The sequence below is a fragment of the Roseiflexus sp. genome, assembly GCF_057785375.1.
On the sequence record NZ_JBYNRX010000019.1, the window covers coordinates 16,838 to 32,099 of the forward strand.

13 protein-coding genes are annotated in these 15,262 nt (G+C 61.5%); 2 read left to right on the forward strand and 11 right to left on the reverse strand.

Annotation, left to right across the window (positions count from 1 at the left end; translation table 11 throughout):
• Positions 1–55: 55 nt before the first annotated feature.
• The 8 genes from AC3EA7_RS03425 to AC3EA7_RS03460 form a co-directional block, all read right to left on the reverse strand.
• Positions 56–949, reverse strand: coding sequence for a histone deacetylase family protein (locus tag AC3EA7_RS03425; RefSeq protein ID WP_488612626.1), 894 nt, complete (start codon positions 947–949; stop codon positions 56–58).
• Entirely contained in the window at positions 949–2,580 is a 1,632-nt protein-coding gene (locus AC3EA7_RS03430) for an ATP-dependent DNA ligase (RefSeq protein WP_488612627.1), read from the reverse strand. Before AC3EA7_RS03430 ends, AC3EA7_RS03425 begins: the two co-directional genes overlap by 1 nt.
• Positions 2,581–2,741: 161 nt before the next feature.
• Entirely contained in the window at positions 2,742–3,743 is a 1,002-nt protein-coding gene (locus AC3EA7_RS03435) for a ligase-associated DNA damage response exonuclease (RefSeq protein WP_488612628.1), read from the reverse strand.
• Positions 3,744–4,014: 271 nt separating this feature from the next.
• Entirely contained in the window at positions 4,015–5,457 is a 1,443-nt protein-coding gene (locus tag AC3EA7_RS03440; protein WP_488612629.1) for a rhamnulokinase, read from the reverse strand.
• Positions 5,458–5,469: 12 nt separating this feature from the next.
• Positions 5,470–7,668, reverse strand: coding sequence for a bifunctional rhamnulose-1-phosphate aldolase/short-chain dehydrogenase (locus AC3EA7_RS03445; RefSeq protein ID WP_488612630.1), 2,199 nt, complete (start codon positions 7,666–7,668; stop codon positions 5,470–5,472).
• Positions 7,669–7,970: 302 nt separating this feature from the next.
• The gene (locus AC3EA7_RS03450; protein WP_488612631.1) at positions 7,971–9,257 is read right to left on the reverse strand and encodes an L-rhamnose isomerase; all 1,287 of its coding nucleotides are present in this window, start codon (positions 9,255–9,257) and stop codon (positions 7,971–7,973) included.
• Between the two features lie 200 nt (positions 9,258–9,457).
• Positions 9,458–9,781 (reverse strand): L-rhamnose mutarotase, encoded by a 324-nt coding sequence (locus AC3EA7_RS03455; protein ID WP_488612632.1) that lies wholly within the window; start codon positions 9,779–9,781, stop codon positions 9,458–9,460.
• A gap of 11 nt (positions 9,782–9,792) precedes the next feature.
• Complete coding sequence (locus tag AC3EA7_RS03460) at positions 9,793–10,578, reverse strand: DeoR/GlpR family DNA-binding transcription regulator (protein ID WP_488612633.1); 786 nt, start codon at positions 10,576–10,578, stop codon at positions 9,793–9,795.
• Positions 10,579–10,730: 152 nt separating this feature from the next.
• Here AC3EA7_RS03460 and AC3EA7_RS03465 point away from each other — a divergent pair, with 152 nt between their 5' ends.
• A complete protein-coding gene (locus AC3EA7_RS03465) occupies positions 10,731–11,354 on the forward strand; it encodes a Uma2 family endonuclease (RefSeq protein ID WP_488612634.1) in 624 nt (207 codons plus the stop codon).
• Between the two features lie 8 nt (positions 11,355–11,362).
• On the opposite strand, the gene AC3EA7_RS03470 is transcribed toward AC3EA7_RS03465, so the two are convergent.
• Together AC3EA7_RS03470 and AC3EA7_RS03475 are read right to left on the reverse strand one after the other, a co-directional pair.
• Complete coding sequence (locus AC3EA7_RS03470) at positions 11,363–12,421, reverse strand: [LysW]-lysine hydrolase (protein ID WP_488612635.1); 1,059 nt, start codon at positions 12,419–12,421, stop codon at positions 11,363–11,365.
• On the reverse strand, positions 12,418–13,587 hold the full coding sequence (locus AC3EA7_RS03475; protein WP_488612636.1) for an aspartate aminotransferase family protein: 1,170 nt from the start codon (positions 13,585–13,587) through the stop codon (positions 12,418–12,420). The genes AC3EA7_RS03470 and AC3EA7_RS03475 overlap by 4 nt, the downstream gene beginning before the upstream one ends.
• Before the next feature lie 422 nt (positions 13,588–14,009).
• Between AC3EA7_RS03475 and AC3EA7_RS03480 the strand changes: the two genes are divergently transcribed.
• Positions 14,010–14,504 (forward strand): HugZ family pyridoxamine 5'-phosphate oxidase, encoded by a 495-nt coding sequence (locus AC3EA7_RS03480; protein ID WP_488612637.1) that lies wholly within the window; start codon positions 14,010–14,012, stop codon positions 14,502–14,504.
• A 258-nt stretch (positions 14,505–14,762) separates the two neighbouring features.
• Here AC3EA7_RS03480 and tnpA read toward each other — a convergent pair whose 3' ends face one another.
• The gene (tnpA, locus tag AC3EA7_RS03485) at positions 14,763–15,173 is read right to left on the reverse strand and encodes an IS200/IS605 family transposase (RefSeq protein WP_488612638.1); all 411 of its coding nucleotides are present in this window, start codon (positions 15,171–15,173) and stop codon (positions 14,763–14,765) included.
• Positions 15,174–15,262: the final 89 nt, after the last annotated feature.

The window sequence follows — 15,262 nt, forward strand, 5'->3', positions numbered from 1 at the left end:
TGGATTCGCTTCGATACGCGGTTATCCCTCACTCCCCGCTTCCCCGTGCTGCGGGTCAACTGGACATTGACGCAGCCAGGCGCAATGTAGCGATGTGGATGTCAACCGTATCGGCAATGTTGTGGGCATACCCGCCAGCCATTGTGATTGCCAGCGGGATACCCGCGCGCTGACAGGCATCGAGCACCATCCGGTCACGTTCCAGCAGACCCGCCTTTGTCACCTTCAGGCGTCCAAGTCGGTCGTATTCATAAGGATCGGCGCCTGCCAGGTAGATCGCCAGGTCGGCGCGGCTGCGCTCGATTGCCTGGCGCAACCCTGCCTCCAACGCCGCCAGGTATGCGGCGTCTCCTGTTCCGTCCTCGAGTGCGATGTCGAGATCGCTGCGCTCTTTGCGAAACGGGTAGTTCCTGGCGCCGTGGATCGAAAACGAAAAAATGGTCTCGTCACTGGCGAGGATGGCGGCAGTCCCGTTTCCCTGATGGACATCACAATCGATGATGACAACCCGCCGGACGCGACCTTCCGCCTGCATGGCGCGCGCTGCGATCACACAATCGTTGAAGACGCAATACCCCTCGCCATGGTCGGCGAAGGCGTGATGGGTGCCGCCTGCCAGACTTGCAGCCAATCCATCGCCATTCAATGCCGCGCGACAGGCAGCGATGGTTGCGCCGACCGAACGCCGTGAACGCTCGACGAGTTGTGGCGACCAGGGAAAGCCGATCTGGCGCATGTCGCGGTCGCTCATTGCGCCGGTTGTGATGCGGCGCAGATAATCAGCGGCGTGAGCGCGCAGAATGTCGCGATCGCCGGCAGATTCAGGAACGATCAGATCCCCGAGACTCTCAGCCGATGCCCGTTCGCGCAGCATAGCGTATTTGACAATCGGGAAACGATGGCCCACTGGCAAAGGAAGAACGAACGTGTCAGAATAGAAGAGCTTCATTAGTCTTTCGGCAGGAGTGCGCGCACCTGTTCCAGCGTGTCGGCATCGGCAGGACGCTTGTCATGCCGCCAGCGCAGAATACGCGGGAAGCGAACGGCAATCCCCGATTTATGACGACTCGAGCGCTGAATGCCCTCAAATGCCAGTTCAAAGACCAGTTCCGGCGTGACGGTGCGCACTGGTCCGAATTTTTCCACAGTATTTCGTCTTACGAATGCATCAACCTGCAGGATCTCCTCATCGGTCAAACCGGAATACGCTTTGGCGAATGGCATCAAGCGGTCGCCGTCCCACACGGCGAACGTGTAGTCGGTGTAGAGGCTGGCGCGTTTGCCGCTGCCGCGCTGTGCATAGATCAGTACGGCGTCGATGGTGTAGGGCGCAACTTTCCACTTCCACCAGTCGCCACGCACCCGCCCGACGCGGTAGGGTGAACTGCGCCGCTTGAGCATCAGACCTTCGACGTTGCGCGTGCGCGAGGCGGCCCACTGCGCTGCCAGGTCGTCCCAATCGACGGCGGCGACCACCGGCGAAATCAGGAGCGCCTGACCGTCCGGCGCGCAGGCGGCAATCAGGCGCTCCAGTTCGGCTCTTCGCCACTCCAGCGGTTGTTCCCGCACATCAACGCCGTTGAACTCGAGCAGGTCGTATGCCAGAAGCACGGCTGGCGCCTCGTCGAGAACGGTGCGCGTCAGATTCTTGCGCCCGATCCGGCGTTGCAACTGCGCGAACGGCAACACCGCGCCATTTTTCCACGGCAAAACCTCGCCATCGATGACGACGCCATCGGGGAGCAATGCGCCGATCGCCGCGATTTCGGGGAAACGATCGGTGATCAGTTCTTCGCCGCGCGACCAGAGGAACGTCTGCCCGGCACGACGGATCAACTGGCTGCGAATCCCATCCCACTTCCATTCCGCCTGCCATTCGCTGATTGAACCAAGCGTTTCGGGCGGATCATCGAGCGGATGCGCCAGGCAGAAAGGGTAGGGACGGCTCACGTCGGCATCGGTAGTTTCGGGCACCAGCAATGCCTGATAGAAAGCGGCGGATGGCTGCCACTCACCCATCAGGCGGTGGGCAATCGCGGCGGGATCGGCGCCGCTGACACGCGCCAGCGCCCGCACAACCAGTTGCTGTGAGACGCCAACCCGAAATGTGCCCGTGATCAGCTTGTTCCACACGAAGCGTTCGGTTCCGCCAAGCGTCGCCCAGACTGCGCGTACAATCGCACATTGCTTCGCTTCGTCCTGGGTACGGAGAGGGATCAACACCTCCTCGACCCAGCGGTGGAGCGGTTGCGGGCCCGCAAACGGCAGAACTGACCGATCCACTTCCACCGACCACTCGCCAGGTTCCGGCAGCAGGAGCGTGACCGTTTCGGCAAAGTCGCCGACGGCATCGTAGCACTCGCCGAAGAGCCAATCGGGAATGCCAGCCGCATCGACCGCCCAGGCGCGCAGCGTCGGCAATGGCGCCGCCTGGCGCACCCGCCGACCGATGAGGAAGAAGATTGCCCACGCGGCGTCCGCCGGTTCTGCACATTCAAAGTAGCGCGTCAGCGCCTCGACTTTCACGCCGGTTTTCGTCGTCTCATCGAGAGTAGAGTAGAGTTGTGCGAATGTGTGCATAGGAGTTAGGAGTTAGGGGTTAGGAGTTAGGAGTTAGAGGTTAGGGGTTAGAAGTTTGCCTTCCACCTTCCCACCTTCCCACCTTCCCACCTTCCCACCTTCCCACCTTCCACCTTCCACCTTCCCACCTTCCCACCTTCCCACCTGCAACCTTCGCACTTTCAACTATCCGCCGGTTCGCCCTCGAAGCGCGTCTGAACAGCCGCTGCGTCACGACCGTGTTCCTGGAGCCAGCGCACCAGCACGGCGGCGTATCCGTGCGTCACCCATACCCGTTCGGCGCCGGTCGCGTCAATCGCTGCCAGCAGTCCGGGCCAATCGGCGTGGTCGGAAAGGACGAACCCGCAGTCAATGGCACGACGGCGCCGCGTTCCACGGATGCGCATCCATCCAGACGCGAAGCCAGTGGAGACGACGCCAAACCGGCGCATCCATGGTGTGCCATGGGCTGAAGGGGGCGCCAGGATCAGCGCCTGTGACCAGTCAAATCCGCGTGGCGCTTCGCCGACGTATCGGACAGGCGGAAGCGTCACGCCGCTAGCGCGGTAGTCTTCCGTCAGACGGACGAGCGCGCCGTGGATGAAGATCGGTCCGATGGCAGCGTCGAGACCGGCGAGCAGCCGCTGCGCCTTGCCGAGCGCATAGGCGTACAGAATGCTGGCTCTGCGTGCTTGCTGGTTGCGCCGCCACCACTCATTGATCTGCGCCAGCACGCTTTCCTGAGGGGACCAGCGGTAGATCGGCAGTCCAAACGTCGATTCGGTAATGAACGTATGGCAGCGAACCGGCTCGAACGGCGCACATGTCGCGTCCGGTTCAGTCTTGTAATCGCCGCTGACTGCCCACACCTCGCCGCGGTACGCTACACGCACCTGTGCCGACCCCAGAATATGACCTGCGGGATGGAACGAGACATCGACGCCGTTAATCGAAACGACCTCGCCATACGCGAGGGTTTCAATATGCGCCTCGGCGCCGAGGCGCGTGCGCAACACGCGCTCACCATCGCGCGTCGCCAGGTACGCCGCACTTCCGGGGCGCGCGTGGTCGCTGTGCGCGTGGGTAATCACCGCGCGCTCCACCGGCTGCCATGGATCGATGTAGAAGTCGCCAGCAGGACAGTACAGACCAACGTCGGTGAGGCATAACACGTCGTCGGACATATGGAGATGCTCTTCAGCACATCGTTCACACTACATCATACCACGCTCCAGCAGCCGTTCGACACGCGCCTCCACCGGGCTGATGCGTGCATGGCACACCGGATGTCTTCCGGCATCGTTGCGCCTTTGCGCCTTTGTGTGAGTCATGCGTCCCCGACACGCCTGCCAGTGTGCGTGGACCGTTGCGCCTGGCGCCACGAATGCGCGAACATCTTGTCTGACTGAACACCGCCTGGTATTACAAACAGCGGATGTTGAATGGAGACGATGTCTATCTTGCTTTGCCGTGACGCGGCGTGTACACCCGCTGCGGCGCCGACGCCGCTACTATCTGACGTGCTGTAGCAAGATCGGGAAAATAACCCATCGTAATCGCCTGAACCAGGATGTTCCCCAGCGCCGTGCTCTCGGTCGGACCGGCGACCACAGTACGGCGGCAGGCGTCGGCGGTCAACTGGCAGAGCAGCGTGTTCTGGCTGCCCCCACCGACGATCCGCACCGTCGTGATTGACTGACTGGTGAGCTGCTCCAGCGCCTCAATTACCTGGCGGTAGCGCAGCGCCAGGCTTTCCAGACAGCACCGCGCAATTTCACCGACCGTCTCAGGAACGGGTTGACCAGTGCGGCGGCAGTAGTCGCGGATGCGCGCGGGCATGTCGCCGACCGCCAGGAACTCCGGCGCGTCCGGGTCGATCAGCGCGCGCAATGGCGGCGCCGCCTCCGCCTGCGCAATGATCTCGTCCCACGTCAACTGGCGTCCCTCGTCGTTCCAGCGCCGCTGGCATTCCTGCAACAGCCACAGCCCGCTCACGTTCTTCAGCAGGCGGATGGTTCCGTAGACGCCGCCCTCATTCGTGACGTTCAACAGGCGCGCCTCGGCGCTGATGAGCGGCTCAGAACGTTCGACGCCAACCAGACTCCATGTGCCGCTGCTGATGTACGCGCTGTGCGCATCGAGACCCGGAATGGCCGCCACGGCGCTGGCGGTGTCGTGGGTTCCAACGGCGATGACCTCAATTGAGTGACGCAATCCAACGGCGTGCTGGATTTCCGGCAGCAGCAAACCCAGGCGCGTCCCCGGCATGACCAGCGGAGGGAGAATGCGCGCCGGCAACCCCAGGCGCTCGAGCAGGTCAGTTGCCCACACGCGCTGGCGAGCGTCGAGAAACATGGTTGTGGTGGCGTTGGTGTACTCCGCCACCCGCGCTCCGGTCAACCAGTAGTGAAAGAGGTCGGGCATGAGGAGCAACGTCGCTGCCGCTGCGAACGAGGGAGCATTCCGACCGGCATACAACTGGTACAGGGTATTGAATGGCAGGCGCTGCAAAGCGGTGCGTTCGTACAGTTCCTCTGGCGGAATAATGGCATCGACCAGTTCTGCCATCCCCTCGTTGCGCGGGTCACGGTAGGCATAGGGGTCGCCGAGCAATCCGCCACGTTCGTCGAGCAGCGCATAATCGACAGCCCATGTGTCGATGCCGATGCTGGCGAGCAGCGCCTGGTTTTCCTGTGTCGCGTAACGCTGTATGCCGGTCTGAATCTCGCGCCAGAGCCGGTTGACATCCCAGAACAGGTGACCGTCCTGCTCCACCATGCCATTGGCGAAGCGGTGGATCTCTTCCAGTGCAATGTGGCTGCCATCCCAGCGCCCGAGCATCACCCGCCCGCTGGAAGCGCCGATATCGACTGCCAGCATGTGCGCCTGATCGCTCATACCCGTTCCCCATCAACGCAGAAATGCCTCGTGGAGTCCGCCGTCAACTGTGATAATCTGCCCGGTCGTCTGTCGCAACCGCTGGCTGAGCAGCAAGAAGAAGGCTTCCGCCTGATCGGCTGGCGTCACCGCTCGTTTGAGCAGGGAGCGTTCAGCGTAGAACTGCGCCAGTTTCGCCGTCAACGCCTCGGCCGGCTCGTCGGACGCGAAGGGAATGCCGTATTTGGCGAGCGAGGCTATCACCCGCTCGCGGGGAAACATGCCGCTTCCCTGCACAACAGTCGCCGGCGCGACGCCGTTGACCCGCACCAGCGGCGCGAGTTCGATCGCCAGTTCGCGGACGAGGTGGTTGGCAGCGGCTTTGCTCGTGTCGTATGCCAGCGATCCCTTCTTCGCCACCACCGCATTGACCGAGGTGGTCAGCACCAGGCAGGCGGGCAACCCCTGCGCGCGCCAGATCGCCGCAGCTTCATCGGCGACAATGTACTGCCCGGTGACGTTGATGGCGAAGGTCAGCGCCCATTGTTCATCACGAATGCGCCCTTCCGCATCGGGCGCCACGAAGACGCCCGCCGTGACTGCAACGGCGTCGAGTCCGCCATAGGCGAGAATCAGGGTCTGCACCATCCGGCGCACACTGGCGCGATCAGTGATGTCGGCAGCCAGGCTGATCGCCGGTCCGCAGGCGGAAATGTCGCTGCCCGCCACGCCGATGCCCACGCCATGCCGGTCGATGATCGCCTGTGCGGTCGCTCCTGCCGCTGCTTCGTCCTTATCGACGCAGACCACATGGGCGCCTTCATCTGACAGCCGGAGCGCGACCTCGCGCCCGATGCCGCTGCCACTGCCGATGACGGCGATCACCTGCCGCGCCAGTTCTTTCTCGGGCGGCATCCGGCGCAGTTTTGCCTCTTCGAGTTGCCAGTATTCGATGTCGAACGCCTCTTGCAGCGACAACGCCGTGTACTCGTCAATCGCTTCCGCACCGCGCATCACTTCGATGGCAGCGGTATAGAACTCTGCCGTAACGCGCGACTCGCTCTTGTCCTTGCCCCAGGCGATCATCCCCAGTCCAGGGATCAGAATGATTGTCGGGTTGGGATTACGCATCGGCGGCGAGTCGCTCCGGCGGAAGGTTTCGTAGTAGCGGGTGTAATCAGCGCGGTACTGTTCCAATCCGTCGGATAGTTTGCGTTTCAGGTCGTCGAACGTTTCATTGTGCGGATGCCAGTCGATATAGAGCGGCTTGATCTTGGTGCGCAGAAAATGGTCGGGGCAACTGGTTCCCAGTTCCGCCAGCCGGGGCGCATCGACGCTGTTGACGAAACGCAGGGTGGTGCCATCGTCCTGGATTGTGGCAATGAAACGGCGCTGCTGGCTGATCTGGCCACGCAGCCACGGCAGAATGCTTGCGAATGCCGCGCGCCGCTGGTCGAACGGCAACGCTTCGTACGCTGGCCCGCCGAATGTTGCCTCACCGCGATCATGCTCCTCGATGTAACTGGCGGCCCGCTCGATCAGGTCGAGGGTGCGGTCGTAACAATCCAGGTCGTTATCAGCCCAGTTGATCAACCCGTGCCCGCCCAGGATCACCCCCTTCGCCTGCGGATGCTCGCGGCAGATGCGTTCGAGCGTCAAGCCGAGATCGAAACCGGGGCGCTGCCAGGGCGTCCAGATCACCTCATCACCATAAATGGCGCGCGTCAGACGTTCGCCGTTGCGCGCGGCGGCAATAGCGATTACTGCATTCGGGTGCATGTGATCGACGTGGCGGTAGGGAATGAAGGCGTGGAGCGGCGTATCGATCGAGGAAGCGCGCGGATTCAGGTTGAAGGTGCAGTGCGGATAGAGATCGACCATCGCATCTTCAGCAGCGCTCTTCGGTCCGCGCGTGGGATTGTTCAGGTATATTGAGCGCAGTTTGCAGAGTTTTTTCAGTTCCAGCGAAGCAAAATGCGCACGTGTACTCGTGCGCAGGTCGCCGCCCGACCCTTTGACCCACAGGACCTCGACCGGATCGCCGGTCAGTGGGTCACGCTCCATGATCTTCGCCGATGTGTTGCCGCCGCCGGTATTGGTGATGCGCTGATCGCTGCCCAGCAGGTTGGAACGGTAGACCAGCCGGCCGACCGGATCGAGCGTGGCGGCGTAGGCTTCGTCCCAGCCGTAATGGACGTGGCGGAAGCGCGATGGGTTGGGGTGTATTGTCATCTCCTGCTCCTGGAAGCATCAACTATTCGAGCATGAGTCGTAATGGCACACGGATTTGCACGGATCGGGACGGATTCTGACGGATTATAGCGGTTCTCGTCATAGGTGAGCGTTGGCTTCGACAGGCTCAGCCAACGCTCAGCGCCGGTATACCTGTGCTGCCGGGCCGCATCTCCTCTGATCTGCGGGCCAAAGCCCTGGCTGAGATCATTCAAGCCCCTCCGGAGCTTCCATCTGATATAAAACGCAACAGCGCAAAACACACGCCTTTGTGCCTTTGTGTCTGTATGGTAAATGACACATCACGGGCGCCGCGCGGCGAGCACGTCGGCTTCATACCGGCGCACGTCGTTCAGGAAACTGGCCCCCGCCGGCACATCGTGGCGGTGGCAATACATATCCCAGACCGCGCCCCACGGCATGCCCTTCAACTCTTCGAGCAGGGCGAGGCGCGCCGTCGTATCGCCCGCCAGCTCCAGTTCGCGCAGCCGGTCGGTTGGTTCGAGCAGCGCCAGCAGCAGGGCGCGCAGCGCATTGCGGGCGCCGATCGTCCAGGCGGCGATCCGGTTGATGCTGGCATCGAAGAAATCAAGCCCGATGTGGGTGCGCGCCAGGAAGCCGCCGCGCACCACTTCCTGCATGATCGCCTGCGTCTCGTCGTTCAACGTCACGACGTGATCGCTGTCCCAGCGCACGCCGCGACTGACGTGCAACAGAATGTCACTCACATACAGCAGAACCGATGAGATTTTGTCAGAGACCAGTTCGGTCGGGTGGAAGTGACCGGTATCCAGGCAGAGGATTAACCCCGGGCGGTTGATGGCGTACCCCAGATAGAACTCGTGCGAGCCGACGACGTAGCTTTCCGAGCCGATGCCGAAGAGTTTGGCTTCCACCGCATCGCGATTGTGCGCCGGGTCGAGCGGCGCCGCCAGGATCGCGTCGAGCGACTCGCGCAGGCGCTGGCGCGGTCCCAACCGGTCAACCGGGGTATCTTTCGTGCCATCCGGGATCCAGATGTTCGTGATGCACGGCGTGCCCAGCGTCTGACCAAAATGCGCGCCAATGCGCCGGCAGGCGATGCAGTGATCGATCCAGAAGCGGCGAACCGCCGGGTCGGGATGGGAGAGGGTCAATCCATCGGCTGCCAGCGGATGGGAAAAACATGTCGGGTTGAAGTCAATTCCGTGCCCGCCTGCCTTCGCCCAATCGAGCCATGCAGCGAAGTGCTCAGGGCGCAGTTCGTCGCGCCCGACCTTCGCACCGCCGGTTTCGGCGTAGATCGCGTGGAGGTTGAGCCGATGGCGACCGGGCAGCAATCGGTAGAGCATATCGAGATCGCTGCGCAGTTCGTCGGCATTGCGCGCTTTGCCCGGATAGTTGCCCGTGGCGGCAATCCCGCCTTCGAGCGGAGCGCCAGGGTTCTCGAAGCCGGCAACATCGTCCCCCTGCCAGCAGTGCAGGCTGATACTGACCGTCGCCAGGGTCGCCATTGCCGCTTCGGCATCGACGCCAAGGGCGGCGTAGCGCTCGCGCGCGACGGCATAGGCGGCTTCGATCTGCGCCGGAGTCGGTGCAGTGAATGTCATATGCGTCTCCTTGGCGAAATAACACGCTCACAGCATTTCTCAAATAAGGCTGACGCACAAATGCAAAGGCGCAATGCCCGGCAATCGATACGATACGCCTTTTGGTCTCCGCACCTTAAGCGCGCACAAAGGCACAAAGAATTCGCATATGAAACCCTGTCGATAACGTCCTAACCTCTCTGGTTTGGGGGATTTTGGTTTCAATCCAGATGAAAGACCTCTTCCAGTTCGACCATACTCTGATCGGCATAGGCGCCGCTGAGGTTCTCGAAATATGGCGCCATCATCGCCTGCCAGCGCGCATTGACTTCTTCCGTCGCCATGCCCGCCAGCGCCTGCTCGAAACTCTCCGGCACTTCCACATAGCCAAAGAGCAGCCCGTCATCGCGCATAAAAAGGGTGTAGTTACGCCAGCCGTGCCGTCGCAGCGCGTCGAGCATCTCGGGCCAGACATTCACATGATGGGCTTTGTATTCATCGATGAGTTCCGGTTTGACTTTGAGGGTGAAACCGACGCGTTTCATATCCTGTCTCCTCACTCCGCAATCGTCACCGAAAAGAGATCGACAAACGGGGCGCTCCGCTCAGCGGCATCCGGTCCGGCAGTGATCAGGAGATGGATCGCCTCGACCGGGCAGAAACTCGTCAGTGAGCCGACACCCAGTTTCGTGCTGTCGAGCACGGCGATGACCTGATCAACGTGACGCACCATCACTGCCTTGAGCAATCCTTCCGGGATGGAACTTTCAGTCAGTCCCTTTGTCAGGGTCAATCCACGCGCCGAGAAGAACCCTTTGTCGGCGTGCAAACGCTGCAACATCTCCTCTGCCAGCGTACCGGTCAGCGAGCCGGTTTCGCCACGCACCTGCCCGCCAATCACAATCGTAGTGATGGCAGGATAGGCGCCGAGCGAGAGGGCAAGGTGCATGCCGTTGGTGATGACGGTAAGGTTGCGCCGATTGGTAATTTGACGGGCAATGGCATAGGCGGTTGTGCTGGCATCGAGCGCCACGGTATCACCGTCGTTGATCAGGCGCGCTGCTGCGCGCGCGATGCTCTCCTTCTCCGCCGCCTGCTGCTTCAAGCGCGACGCAAAGCTGCCCTCGGGCCACAAGGGCCGGTCGAGCACAGCGCCACCCCAGATGCGGCGCAGCATGCCCTCCCGTTCGAGCAGCGCAAAATCACTGCGAATCGTCACTTCGGAGACGCCAAGTTGTTCGGCGCACCATTTGACGGAGATCTGCCCGTGACGCTGAAGCAGCGCTATGATCTGATCGCGCCGCACTTCGGGTGGAAGCGCGTCGGCGCTGTGATCGGACATATGCTCGTGAACCGGAAACGTGTCGTGCGGAATGATTGAGTAAGTGTACTGTGATTTTCGAGTGTTGTCAAGAGTTTTCGAGATTTTTCGATTTTTTGAGCAAGCGCATCCGGTATAATGGTGACAGGCGCTGTACAAGATGGAGGACGCGCATGACTCTCGAAATCACCACCGTCGCGCCGCTGCTGCTCGACCACGCGCTGCCAGGACCACCCCAGGGGCGCTGGACGGTCGAGTGGTGGGAGCGCCTGCCCGACGACGGCAACCGCTACGAAATCATTGAAGGGACCCTGGGTATGACGACTGCTCCAAGCGCATTCCATCAGTGGATTGTCGGCAGGTGTATTGAGCTGATCGGCATCCCCGCACAGGCACGCGGACTCGGCATCTGGTTCACTGCGCCTATCGGCATCATTTTGTCGCCACACGACGCGGTGCAGCCCGATTTCCTCTTCATCCGCGCTGAACGAGTCGCTGCGCTGGTGCGTGATCGCCGCATCCGTGGCGCACCCGACCTGATCATCGAAGTGCTTTCGCCGGGCAACAGCGCTGAGGCGATGGCGCAGAAACGCGCCGCCTACGCCCGCGCCGGCGTCGCGGAGTATGTGGAAATCGACCCGGCGCAACGCACTGCAACCGTACATCGCCTTGAGGAAGACGCTTATGGCGCGCCTGTCGTGTACGACGCCACCCACACCCTGCGCCTGACCTGCCTGCCCGATCTACCGCTGCTGGTGGCGGAACTCTTCGCTAACGCGCCGGACACAACGCTGTGACTTTGTTGCTACCCATCGACTGCCAGCCGCCGCAGTGCGTGCTCCAGCACTTCGATGGAACGCAGGTATTCCTCGACACTGATGTGCTCATTCGGGGTGTGATCCAGGCTTGAATCGCCCGGTCCATAGGCAAGAATCGGGCAGCGCCAGATTGGTCCAACGATGTTCATGTCGGAGGTGCCGGTTTTCAGCAGAAAGCCGGGATTTCCGCCAGCCACGCGAATCCCCTTGAGAACGGCGCGCGCCAGCGGCGTGTTCTTTTCCGCCTGGTACGCCGGGCAGAGGTCACGGAAGCGCAACACTCCGCCGTGGGAACGCTCTGCAATGACGGATGACAGCGTCTCAGGCGGAACGTCAGGCGGCAGGCGCACGCCAATCGTCAGTTCCGCCCGATCAGTCAGGCCGTCGCTCTGACTACAGATAGAGCGCAACGAGGGCAGCAACTGGTCGAACAGGCGCTCACGCCCCTGGTTGTACGCTGTGCAGTGGGCAGCCACGTCGTTCCAGAAGGCGACGGCACGCTCCGCAGCCGACGCCTCGCGCCCGGCGCTGTGGCTCATCGGCTGCTCCCAGACGCCATCGACCAGCAGGCGCCCTTTGTAGCCGAGGGTAATCCGGTCCCAGCCGCTCGGTTCACCGATGACGCAGGCGACCGGATGGTACTGTTCGGCGGCATACCGCGCGCCCTTCGACGAGGCGGCTTCTTCTTCCACGGCGCCGATCAGCACGAGGCGGAACGGCAAATGCGCTCCAGAAGCCGTCAGCCGTGCCGCAGCGCACACAAACGCTGCGAACGGTCCTTTGGCATCGACCGCGCCGCGACCGTAGAGGTTGCCATTCTCGATACGTACCGGTATTTCGCCTGGAACGGTGTCGATATGCCCCAGCAGCACTACGTCGGGACCTGCGCCCATGATGCCGACCGCATTTCCGGCTTCGTCGACGAAACTCTCGAACCCCAGGCGCGCCATTTCCGCTACCAGAACATGCGCCAGCGTGGATTCCTGCGTGGAGACGGACGGAATCTCCAGCATACGAGTAAGCAACGCAACGGGATCGAGGATCATGCCAGCACCCCGGCAATCGCGGCAATCACCGCGTCGATCTGTTCGTAGGTAATGACGAGCGGCGGCAGCAACCGCAGCACATTCGGTCCAGCGGGCAGCGCCAGGACGCCGCGTTCCATCAGGGCGATCAGGAATGGTTGCACGCGCTCCTTCAGTTCAATGCCGATCAGCAACCCCTGCCCGCGAACCGCGCGGATGCGCGGGAGGCGCAACACAGCCAGGCGTTCGCGGATATAGGCGCCTTTTTCGGCTGCCTGGCGCGACAACTCCTCGTCGCGTATGGCGCGCAGCGCGGCGCGGGCGGCAACGCAGACCAGCGGCGACCCGCCGAAGGTTGTTCCGTGACTGGCCGGCGGCAGCGGACCGAGGGTGGCGTTGATGGCGATGGCGCCCATCGGCAATCCGCCGGCGATTGACTTTGCCAGGCAGAGGAGCGCCGGAGCAACGCCGTGGTGTTCGATGGCGAACAGCGTCCCGGTTCGTCCAAACCCGGTCTGCACCTCATCGATGATCAAGAGCGCCCCGCGTTCGCAGCAGATCCGCTCGACATCAGCCAGGTAGCCGGGGGCGGCGGGGTGGACGCCGCCTTCACCCTGCACCGGTTCCAGGATGACGGCTGCGGTGCGGTCGGTGACTGCCGCATCGAGCGCCGCGATATTGTTGTACGGCACATGGGTAAAATCGGGCACGAGCGGCATAAACGGCTCGCGGTACTTCGGTTCGAACGTGGCAGAGAGCGCGCCCATCGTGCGACCATGGAATCCGCGCACTGCTGCGACAATCCCACTGCGTCCGGTCTTCAGGCGCGCAATTTTGATTGCGCCCTCGACAGCCTCGGCGCCTGAGTTGCACAGAAAGATCCTGGCGGTGAAGGGCAGCGCAGCGGCAAGTTCGGCAAGATAGGCGGCGCGCTGATCGTTGTAGAAAATCTCCGGGCAACTGATCAGGCGCTCCGCCTGTTCACGGATAGCCGCCACAACTGCGGGATGGGCATGCCCCAGGTTGGCAGCCCCCTGCCCTCCGACGCAGTCAATGTACACACGACCATCGGCATCCCAGAGCAGCGCTCCCTCGCCGCGCACAATTGCAACCTGCCGCTTGGGATAGACGCCGGACGTGTACACAGTTTCGGTGGATATGATAGACTCGCTTATCGATTGTGTCATTGTTGTCTCCTGATCCGGGGGTTTATAGGAAGATCAACCGAATATCAAACAATCTCGTGGTCGGCGTTGGATTCGACAGGCTCAGCCAACGCCAACTGCACCACAGGTGCATAGGAAGATCAACCGAATATCAAACAATCTCGTGGTCGGCGTTGGCTTCGACAGGCTCAGCCAACGCCAACCGTTTCACCAGTGCAAGCGTGGTTGTCCAGATTTGGATTGATCTTCCTATTAGAAACTTATACAAAGGCACGGGGACACAGAGCGCCGATTTATACAATCGGGCGGCGCATTCGAACATACTGCAAGACCGCTATCACGCACATGTTGCGTCTTTGCGTCAACCTTTCTGCGAAATGCTGGAAGCCTTATGAACCCAATCGTGGCAGTATCATACCTGAAAATTGCGGGGAGGAATCGGTATGCTCCAGGATGAACTTCCGCTCATTGCGCGTCTTCTGCGCGGTCAGCGCGTCGCCTCGTTAGGAACGCTCGCCGACGGTGCGCCTTTTGTGTCGCTCGTCGCCTACGTTGCCGAAGATGACCTGTGCAATTATCTGCTCTATCTGAGCGATCTCTCGCCACACACCCGCCATTTGCGCGCCGATCCGCGCACTGCATTGCTGATTGCCGAACCAGAAACTCCCACGACCGACGATGTCCAGACGCTGGCGCGGATCACGTTGAGCGGCACGGTGGCGCCGGTAGTAAAAGACACGCCGGAGTACGCAGCAGGGCACGAACGGTACCTGGCGCGGCACCCAGCAGCGGCGATGCTCTTTGATTTTGCCGATTTCAACCTCTACCGTTTCACTGCCGCCGGTGCGCGATATGTCGGCGGATTTGCGCGCGCTTACACGCTGACCGTCGATCACCTGCGGCAGGCGGCGGGGAGTGAGCCGCCTGCCCGACGCTAAACCGTCGGGCTGAGCACCATCTCGCCCGATAAAGCGTCGGGCTAAGCACCACCTCGCCCGACGCTCAAGCATCGGGCTGAGGAAACGAAGGGCGCTCAAGCGCCCTGGCCCGAAGCGACGCGGCGCCTGCCATCTCGCCCGATGCTCAAGCGTCGGGCTGAGAGAACGAAGGGCGCTCAAGCGCCCTCTCGCTGGTACTACCTTACGACTGTTCAAGCGACTGTATATCAAGAGTGGCGCCATCATCCCGACTTCGATTCACAAAGACCCATCACATTTTTCGAGACGTTGATCCAGCGTATTTTCGGCATGATGTTTTTGCTGGTTGATGACATATTGCATCACATTATTTAGATGTGACTCTGATAGCGACAAAACGCCGTATTCCTTTTGCCACGCAAAAACGATGTCGGAATTCAGGCGTGAAACGAGATGAGATGACACACCCTTTACTTGCCCGATAAAGGTAGCCAGAGCGATACTCGGTGGTACAGCGGCAACAAGATGCACATGGTCTTCCATGCCGTTAAGGGCATGTGTTATTCCGTGCAGATCATTGACTTTCGCGCGAATTGCTGCAAATAATGGCTCTCGTAGAGTAGCAGTGAGCATTGGCAATCGTTGATAAGTCGTCCAAACAAAGTGGTAAAATAATCGCGAGTACGGCACAGGGTCTCCTCCACATTATTCTTGGACTTAAACTTTCATCTATTCCTACTGCGTGCGAGCGCTGCCCCCGTCCCCTACTACCCCAGTCC

Coding starts and splice junctions, on each gene's coding strand:
- AC3EA7_RS03445 (WP_488612630.1), bottom strand. CDS start 7,668: ATGACAATACACCCCAACCCATCGCGCTTCCGCCACGTCCATTACGGC.
- AC3EA7_RS03475 (WP_488612636.1), bottom strand. CDS start 13,587: ATGACACAATCGATAAGCGAGTCTATCATATCCACCGAAACTGTGTAC.
- AC3EA7_RS03425 (WP_488612626.1), bottom strand. CDS start 949: ATGAAGCTCTTCTATTCTGACACGTTCGTTCTTCCTTTGCCAGTGGGC.
- AC3EA7_RS03480 (WP_488612637.1), top strand. CDS start 14,010: ATGCTCCAGGATGAACTTCCGCTCATTGCGCGTCTTCTGCGCGGTCAG.
- AC3EA7_RS03470 (WP_488612635.1), bottom strand. CDS start 12,421: ATGATCCTCGATCCCGTTGCGTTGCTTACTCGTATGCTGGAGATTCCG.
- AC3EA7_RS03440 (WP_488612629.1), bottom strand. CDS start 5,457: ATGAGCGATCAGGCGCACATGCTGGCAGTCGATATCGGCGCTTCCAGC.
- AC3EA7_RS03455 (WP_488612632.1), bottom strand. CDS start 9,781: ATGAAACGCGTCGGTTTCACCCTCAAAGTCAAACCGGAACTCATCGAT.
- AC3EA7_RS03435 (WP_488612628.1), bottom strand. CDS start 3,743: ATGTCCGACGACGTGTTATGCCTCACCGACGTTGGTCTGTACTGTCCT.
- AC3EA7_RS03460 (WP_488612633.1), bottom strand. CDS start 10,578: ATGTCCGATCACAGCGCCGACGCGCTTCCACCCGAAGTGCGGCGCGAT.
- AC3EA7_RS03465 (WP_488612634.1), top strand. CDS start 10,731: ATGACTCTCGAAATCACCACCGTCGCGCCGCTGCTGCTCGACCACGCG.
- AC3EA7_RS03450 (WP_488612631.1), bottom strand. CDS start 9,257: ATGACATTCACTGCACCGACTCCGGCGCAGATCGAAGCCGCCTATGCC.
- AC3EA7_RS03430 (WP_488612627.1), bottom strand. CDS start 2,580: ATGCACACATTCGCACAACTCTACTCTACTCTCGATGAGACGACGAAA.